The 8,283-nt window shown below is 26.4% G+C and carries 7 protein-coding genes; 4 read left to right on the top strand and 3 right to left on the bottom strand.

Going from position 1 to position 8,283, the window contains the following annotated elements:
* Nucleotides 1-11 precede the first annotated feature (11 nt).
* Nucleotides 12-1,313 carry a histidine--tRNA ligase gene (hisS, locus tag E6248_RS10185; protein WP_316340700.1) on the bottom strand — a complete coding sequence of 434 codons (1,302 nt, stop codon included), beginning with the start codon at nucleotides 1,311-1,313 and terminating at the stop codon, nucleotides 12-14.
* A 677-nt stretch (nucleotides 1,314-1,990) separates the two neighbouring features.
* On the opposite strand from hisS, the gene E6248_RS10180 reads away from it, so the two are divergent.
* The 3 genes from E6248_RS10180 to E6248_RS10170 all read left to right on the top strand — a co-directional run bounded on the left by E6248_RS10180 (nucleotide 1,991) and on the right by E6248_RS10170 (nucleotide 4,779).
* Nucleotides 1,991-3,496, top strand: coding sequence for a carboxypeptidase M32 (locus tag E6248_RS10180; protein WP_316340699.1), 1,506 nt, complete (start codon nucleotides 1,991-1,993; stop codon nucleotides 3,494-3,496).
* Between the two features lie 136 nt (nucleotides 3,497-3,632).
* Nucleotides 3,633-3,980, top strand: a complete 348-nt coding sequence (locus E6248_RS10175; protein ID WP_316340698.1) for a hypothetical protein — start codon at nucleotides 3,633-3,635, stop codon at nucleotides 3,978-3,980.
* Between the two features lie 19 nt (nucleotides 3,981-3,999).
* Entirely contained in the window at nucleotides 4,000-4,779 is a 780-nt protein-coding gene (locus E6248_RS10170; protein ID WP_316340697.1) for a nitroreductase family protein, read from the top strand.
* A 176-nt stretch (nucleotides 4,780-4,955) separates the two neighbouring features.
* Here the strand turns inward: E6248_RS10170 and E6248_RS10165 are convergent, their stop codons facing one another.
* The gene (locus tag E6248_RS10165) at nucleotides 4,956-5,339 is read right to left on the bottom strand and encodes a hypothetical protein (RefSeq protein WP_316340696.1); all 384 of its coding nucleotides are present in this window, start codon (nucleotides 5,337-5,339) and stop codon (nucleotides 4,956-4,958) included.
* A gap of 190 nt (nucleotides 5,340-5,529) precedes the next feature.
* Here E6248_RS10165 and E6248_RS10160 point away from each other — a divergent pair, with 190 nt between their 5' ends.
* A complete protein-coding gene (locus tag E6248_RS10160; protein ID WP_316340695.1) occupies nucleotides 5,530-6,252 on the top strand; it encodes a hypothetical protein in 723 nt (240 codons plus the stop codon).
* Nucleotides 6,253-6,425: 173 nt separating this feature from the next.
* Here the strand turns inward: E6248_RS10160 and E6248_RS10155 are convergent, their stop codons facing one another.
* The gene (locus E6248_RS10155) at nucleotides 6,426-8,246 is read right to left on the bottom strand and encodes an LTA synthase family protein (RefSeq protein WP_316340694.1); all 1,821 of its coding nucleotides are present in this window, start codon (nucleotides 8,244-8,246) and stop codon (nucleotides 6,426-6,428) included.
* Nucleotides 8,247-8,283 lie beyond the last annotated feature (37 nt).

Raw genomic sequence — 8,283 nt, 5'->3', positions numbered from 1 at the left:
GTATTTATATTCTATATATTAATATCATCTAATTTGAAAGTATTTTGAAGACCAGTATTCATATCTTTTATATTTATAGTTCTATAATTTTTTTCCTCTTCTCCTATAATAATTACATTAGGAATTGAAAGTTTATTTGCATAATTCATCTTCTTTTTTAGCTTATCATCTTCTAAGTATATTTCTACAGTTTTACCTAAAGATATAAGCTTATTATATACTTCATAGACATAACTATTGATTTCTGATAATGGTATAATTAAGTACTCTATTTTTGAAGGTAGCTTATAATTTTCTACAAATCCTATTTCCTTTAGAACAAAGAATAATCTAGTTAAACCTATAGAAATTCCAACACCAGGTAATATATTATTTGTATAGTTCTCTGCTAAATTATCATATCTTCCACCAGAACAAATAGAACCATATTCTTCATTATTAACTAATAATGTCTCAAAAACTGTTCCAGTATAGTAATCTAATCCTCTTATGATTTTAAGATTAACTAGGAGCTCATCTTCTTGTACTCCAAGTAACTCTAAGGTTTTTAAAACATCTTTTAATTCTTTAATTCCTAAATTAAAGTTATCATTATTTATATTTAATAATTCTAAAGATCTTAGCACTTCATTTTTAGATCCATTAATATTTATAAGATTATTTATAATTTCTGATTGTTCCTTCTCTAATAGTTTTTCTAACTCTTCTTTAAATGAATCTTTCCCTATTTTGTCAAACTTATCTATTAAAATCATAACTTCATTAGAGGAGTCTATCTTAAGATACTCTAGTAACCCAGAAAGTATTTTTCTATTGCTAATTTGAAACTTGTAATTATCTAAACCTATGGATTTAAAAGCTTTTGAAGCTAAGCTTATTACTAATGCATCATTACGAATACTTAACTTATCTTTCCCTATGATATCTACATCAAATTGATAAAACTCTCTATATCTCCCTTTTTGATTCCTTTCACCTCTATATACTTTACCAATTTGATATCTTTTAAAAGGGAAGGTTAATTCATTAAAGTATTGAGCGGTATATCTAGCAAAGGGAACTGTTAAGTCAAATCTTAAGGATAGATTTTTTGAACCTTTATTAAAAGAATATACTTGTTTTTCAGTCTCCCCTGCAGTTTTTGCAAGTAAAACATCTGACTTTTCTATTATAGGTGTATCAATGGGTAAGCAACCATTATCCTCATATACTTTAGTTACTTTATTTACAATGTCATTAAAAATTCTTTGCTCTCTAGGTAATAATTCCATAAATCCCGGTAAAATACTTGGTTTAATAATTGTTTTTTTCATTTTTATCTCTCCCTTATAATTTTATATAAAATAGTTGTTATATTTTAATTTGTTTATTAAACTTAATTGCTTTAAAGCACCATAAACTTATATATGAAACCTTAAATTAAGAATAACAAAAAGCCCTGTAGGCAGATTCTACAGGGCTTAGCAAATATGATTGCACTAATCACAGCCTAGAGAAGCAAGCCTACTCGAAATAGACTTGCATCTAAATAGATGAAGTCTCTCTAGCTATGATGATGTATATTAATTAAAAATAATAGTGCTTTCATAATAATTCCTCCAAAATGTAATACTTAAATTATAAACTATTTATATTTTTAATACAACATTATCAGCATAAAAGGTAAATATTGTTAAAGAAAAAAGTAGCTGGAAATTTGCTAATGAAAATGATCTATATCTAATTCTATTTAATTTTGACCATGCTTCATTTGATTATAATAATATAGATAAATATATTGATGAAGACGCATTATATGATTCAATAAATGAAGCAAATTAGATAAAGATTCTGTTAAAATAGAAATTAAAAATTTTAAATGTTTTATAAAAGAATATGGATTAAGCCATATTCTTTTTTATAAATAGAATTAAGTAATAGAAATAAACTTATTTTTATTTCTATTTTGTAGTATATTATAATTAGAAAAACTTATATTAGGAGGATAGTTATGGAATTAAATAAAAAGTTAAAAGAATTAAAAGATTATTTAAATGACTATGAAAAGTTAATACAAGCATTAAGTTTAGTTTATTGGGATATGAGAACTAATATGCCAAGTAAAGCTGGTGAATCTAGATCTAAGGTTGTAGAATACTTATCTGGCGAAAGCTTTAAGATGATCACTAGTGATAAGGTAGGAGAGTTTATAACTGATTTAAAGCCTTTAGTAAATGAAATGAGCCTAGTAGATAAAAGAATGATTGAAGAGCTTGAAAGAAGCTATAACGAAACTAAAAAGATACCACATGATAAATATGTAGCATATGTAGGGCTTTGTAGTAATTCTGAATTAGCTTGGGAAAAAGCTAAGGATGCAAATGATTTTGAAATATTTAAGCCTTATTTAGAACAAGTAGTTGAATATCAAAAGGAATTTATTAATTACTGGGGATATAAAAATGATAAGTACGATACTTTATTAGATAAGTATGAATTAGGTCTTACTACAGAAAAGCTAGATAAGATATTTTCTGAATTAAGAGATGGAATAATCGAAGTATTAGATAAGGTTAAAAGTAGTAAAAAGAACTTAAATCGTGATTTCTTATATGGGCATTTTGATGCTGATAAACAAAAAGATCTTTCTTTATTTATACTAGATAAAATAGGATTTGATAAGGAAGCAGGAAGATTAGATGTAAGCGTTCATCCATTTACAACTAACTTTGGCAATAAGGATGTAAGATTAACAACTAATTATCATGAAGATGAATTTACTTCAGCTTTATTTAGCACAATCCATGAAGGTGGTCACGGTATATATGAGCAAAATATCAGTGATGATTTAGAATCTACAGGACTACAACAAGGAGCATCAATGGCTATTCATGAATCTCAATCAAGATTCTATGAAAACATACTAGGAAGAAGTAAGGAGTTTTGTTCATATCTTTTACCAGTGGCAAAGGAATATTTTGAGGACTTTAAAGATGTTACTTTAGAAGAATTCTATGAAGCTATGAATTATGTTGAAACATCTCTAATAAGAACAGAAGCTGATGAATTAACTTATGGGCTTCATATTATAATTAGATATGAAATAGAGAAGGAATTAATTAATGGTAGAATATCTGTAAATGAATTAAAAGATTTATGGAATAAAAAGTATAAGGAATATCTAGGTGTAGAACCTAAGAATGATGCAGAAGGAATTCTTCAAGATATGCATTGGTCAGATGGTTCCTTTGGATACTTCCCAAGCTATGCTTTAGGAAACCTATATGGAGCTCAAATGCTTAATACTTTATTAAAAGAAAAGCCAACAGTTATGGAAGCAGTAAAGAGTGGAGATCTTACTGAAATAACTAAGTGGTTAAATGAAAAAGTACATGTTCATGGAGCTATTTATACTCCAGGAGAACTTATAAAAAACATTACTGGGGAAGAACTTAATCCTAAATACTTTATAGATTACTTAAAGAATAAGTACTATAAAATTTATGATGTAGAATAGATTTTTAAGGAGTTGTCAAACAATGACAGCTCCTTAAAATTACATATTATATTTTCTTTTAGTAATAGATACTATTTTTTATACCTATATATAAATGGTATAATTACTATAAAGATTATATTAATGGAGTATCTAAATGGGAAGATTTAAAGAAATATATATTAATTATTTAAATTTAGATAAAGAAGGAAGAGAGCATATAAAAATATGCTCAAAAGAATATATTTATGATAATAAAAACAGGAAATTATTGTTGTCTCAATATATTCTAATGTCTAGTAAATATATATATGAAATTAAAGCAGCAGAAGGTACTGCACATCTATGGACTTGGAGTGATTTTAAAGATGAAGCTAAAGGAAAAATATTAAGTTATAAGACTGAAGGAAACGTAATATTAAGTCAGTTATTAGAATTTGAAGAGGAACTTGATGTAGAAGTGCTGTGTAAGTATGGTTTAGAGATAGTTATAAGATTAAATTAAATTTTTTGGGGGAATTTCAATGAATGAAACAATAAGTACAATTTTAAAAAGGGGATCACTTAGAAAGTATGATAAAAGAGATATTTCAAAAGAGGATTTAGACTTAATTTTAAAATCTGCGATGAGGGCTCCAACAGCAGGAAATATGATGTGTTATTCAATCATAGTAATAAAGAATTCTGAAACAAAAGAAAAACTTTCTATAAGCTGTGATAATCAACCATTTATAAAAACAGCTCCAGTTCTACTAGTATTTTTAGCTGATTTTAGCAAATGGTATAAATATTATAAAACTAATAATACTAAGGATTTTATGATTAATAAAGGTGAAAATTTTGAAGGGCCAACAGAGTCAAATCTATTATTAGCTACACAAGATGCTTTAATAGCAGCAGAAAATGCAGTGATTGCAGCTGAAAGTTTAGGAATTGGATCATGTTATATCGGTGATATTATGGAGAAATTTGAATATCATAAAGAGTTATTAAATCTACCTAAATATGTTTATCCAGTTACTATGCTAACATTAGGGTATTATCCTAATGGTTATAGTGTTCCATTAAAAGATAGATTTAAAGAAGAATTCATTGTTTTTGAAGAAAAATATAATGAGCTATCAAAAGAGAATATTAATGAAATGTATAAAGAAAGAGATAAATTATTTGTTTCTGAAAATAAATATAAGGCAAACAATTATGCTCAGTATCATTATAATATGAAGGTGAAATCAGATTTTTCAAAGGAAATGACAAGATCGGTGAAATTAGTTTTAGAGGAATGGAATGGCAATATAATTTAGTACTAAAATATTAGTTAAGTGTAGTATAATAGTAAACTTATTTATAGTATTTTCTTATAAGCTAGAATAAATATTATCATATATAAGTTATAGCCAATAAAAATATAAAAGATTACAATAATATAAGCCAATTAGTTAAGATTAATATTTTCTGCTAACTTATATTATTGTAATCTTTACTTTGATGCAAATTCTATTATATCTTTTAGGGCTTTTTCACCATTCATTGTTCCGAAAGTCTTCATATCTAAGGAATCACAAGAAATATTATAAGGTTCCGTAACTTTCTTTATTGATGGAACTAAGTATCTTACTTGTGGACATACTAAAATTAAATCAATTATTTTATCTAAGGCATAATCTCCTATAGAGGATTCTCTAATAAATCCAGCAGGACCATAGGCAAGAATATAATCATATTTACTTTTTAATTCTTCAAAATCAGTTAGGATTGTCATAAGATCATCTACTAAAACATTATCTTTATTAGATGCCTTTTTAATTTTAGAACAAAATAGGCTAGAAGTGGCCCCTCCAGCACAACAGATGTATACTAACAACTTACATCACTCCTTATCTTATATTAATAATACTCCAGATATTAGTAATAGTACATATAAATAAAATATAGGTGAAATTATTTTCTGGGAAATAATGTAAACAGATTGAGTTACTCTCCGACATAGAATTGATTATTATTGAATATTTTTTGCCAAATTGGGAATACTCTGTATATAAAGGGGTGACTCGATGAAAAATAGTAAAAAGATTTTGATAGTAATCTTTATAATAGCTGTTATTTTAATTGGAGATAAAATACGTGCCTCTGCAAGTTCATTTACAAATCTTTTAGAAAATAATCTTAGTATAGATAATTTAATTGAGTATATTAATACTTTAGATATAAGTAGGGAAGAAATTGATGAGGTTGTAGATAAGGGTAAGGAAATTACTGATGATGTTAAAGGTAAAGAAAGCATTAAAGATTATAAGATAACAGAGTTAATAAGAATATATAAGAATGTTACTGCTATGGCTGAGGGCTTGCGACTTGATATAGACTTCAGCTTTAAAAATGGAGATTTTACATTAAAAGAAAAATCCACTAAAAACCCTATCTTTAAAGGAAATATTAGTGGGATTAAATCTTACTATGAGGCTATAAAAAATAATAGTGATGTATTATCTCTTGAGGTATTTTCATATATAGATAACACTGAAGTAATAGATAATTTTAAGAAATCTATAGAAGATGAAATAGATGATAATGAGAATATAGATACTAAGGTAAATGATAATAAGAAAAGTGATATTGAATCTGAGCTTAATAATAGATCAATATCAGAATATAATAAAGCTAATGAAAATTTACTAACAAATAATAATAATAGTAACCCGATTATTTTACCAATTTTTCTATATATAGGGTGCATATTAACTATTATAATTTCTTACATAAAATTTAAAAGATAATACATAAAAAAGAGGATATCTTACTAAGATAGCCTCTTTTGAATTTACAATCTAAATAAATAATTAAGAATTTAGTATATTCTAATTTAATTAAAGAACTTAACTTCATAAAACTCAAAAGTAAATATTCTCTAATTCATCACTATTTCATTCTTAATTATAATGCCTTTACTTTATTTATTAATAATCTTAAAGTAATTGCCTTGAATTATATAATCAGCAATTTTAAATGTGTCTTTAAGATGCTGTTCTTCATTTGCATCTTTTGGAGTCCCTTTTATTTCTCCATCATTTAAGATAACGGCATCTCTATTAGTATTTACTAAAACTCTTCCCATAGAAGTACTTTCAAAATCTTCTCTTTCTACTCCTAATAAATATGAAATAGTAGGTAAGAAGTCAGTTTGACCACCAACCTTTGATATAGTTTCTGCCTTAATATCCTTATTATAAATTATAAATGGTATTTCCTTAGTATTTTCCTGCCACCAATTTTCATTTAATGGGGCATCTTTAATTTGATCTTCATAGAATTTATGAACTCCACCATGATCACCATATATCATAATTACTGTGTTATCTAATTGACCATTTTTATCTAATTCTTCTAAGAATAATTTTATTGCTTCATCTGCATATCTTACACTTTGGAAGTATCCACCTAACATATTTTCATCTAACTCCTTAGGTAAATCTAAAAGCTTTTTATCATCAGGTATTTCAAATGGACCATGACTAGTTAATGTTGCAATGAAAGTGTAATAAGGCTCTGTTTCAGTTTTTAATTTTTCAGATATTTGTCTTAAATATGATTCATCTGATAATCCAGGTCCTATAATCTCATCTTCCTCGAACTCATATATATCCCATAATTTATCAGTTTCAAATGCCTTATGTGGTTCTGCCCAGTTCCAGCTACCAGGTAATTCAGCATGAGTAGATATAGTGTTGTATCCTTTATTATTAAGAAGCATTTGCAAGCTATTATAAGAAGTCCAAGGGTAAGTAGGGAAGGTACTTGTACTTCTTATAGGAAAGATAGATGTATTAACCATCAAATCTGCATCTGAACTGGTTCCTGAATTATTTTGCTCATATATATTATCAAAGTACAAACTATTCTTTAATAGCTTATTTAATGTTGGTGTTATTTCTTGTCCATTAACTTTTTGATTAATAACAAAGTTTTCTAAAGATTCAACTTGAATAGCTATTAAGTTTTTATCCTTTAAAAGTCCAAAATACTCATTATCAGGTAAATCTTCTTTATTATTGTTAAGCCAAGTTTCAACCTCATTAATATTTTCTTCAGTTAAATCTATATTTTTATTTGAAAAATAAAATAAATCATAACCATGATATCCAAGAGGACTCATATCACTAAAGCTTTGGAATGGTGCCCAAGATAATCTTAAAAAGGATTGTCCAGGAATTAGTCCTTTAATATCTATTACATAGTGAGAAAGTAAAACAATTCCTAAGGTTAATCCAGCAATTACTATAGTTTTAATAGCTCTTAAGCTTAATTTAGATTCGTCTTTAAAATCTCTAATTCTATCAAATTTAAATAGTATAAAGAACACTAGGAAATCAATAAAGAATAATAAATCTACTACTCTAAAATTAAACAAACTCTTTCCAATTGGATTGAAAATCTCAGGATGTAGTAGGTGTCTTAGGGATAAAAATGTCCCATTTACTCTGTAGTACCATATATCTGCAACAAATAGTAAAGTAATTATAAGATTTAAAATCATTGCAGATTTAATTTTGCCCTTATATTTAAATAAGAACATTATGCTAAAGATAAATGCAATTATAAGCAAATGAGCACCTATAGCAGGAACTCCAAAATACATTGTTGCAAAATTTATGCTAGAAGAATTCTCCGTTCTAAGCATAGATAATAATAGCATAGATTTTCCTTGTATTATTAAAACCATTACTACATATAACCAGTTATTAAATAAAAACTTTTTTATAAAATCCTTCATAAATGAAACCTCCAAAAAATAATCCTAAGGTTTATTG

Source organism: Clostridium sp., assembly GCF_032552055.1.
Lineage (GTDB): Bacteria > Bacillota > Clostridia > Clostridiales > Clostridiaceae > Clostridium.
The sequence above is the reverse complement of the archived record's forward strand: the minus strand, read 5'-3'. Positions and strand labels throughout refer to the sequence as shown.

Bases quoted from the DNA above. Each gene is read 5' to 3' on its own strand.
- E6248_RS10170 (WP_316340697.1), top strand. From the start codon at position 4,000: ATGAATGAAACAATAAGTACAATTTTAAAAAGGGGATCACTTAGAAAG.
- E6248_RS10175 (WP_316340698.1), top strand. From the start codon at position 3,633: ATGGGAAGATTTAAAGAAATATATATTAATTATTTAAATTTAGATAAA.
- E6248_RS10160 (WP_316340695.1), top strand. From the start codon at position 5,530: ATGAAAAATAGTAAAAAGATTTTGATAGTAATCTTTATAATAGCTGTT.
- E6248_RS10180 (WP_316340699.1), top strand. From the start codon at position 1,991: ATGGAATTAAATAAAAAGTTAAAAGAATTAAAAGATTATTTAAATGAC.
- hisS (WP_316340700.1), bottom strand. From the start codon at position 1,313: ATGAAAAAAACAATTATTAAACCAAGTATTTTACCGGGATTTATGGAA.
- E6248_RS10155 (WP_316340694.1), bottom strand. From the start codon at position 8,246: ATGAAGGATTTTATAAAAAAGTTTTTATTTAATAACTGGTTATATGTA.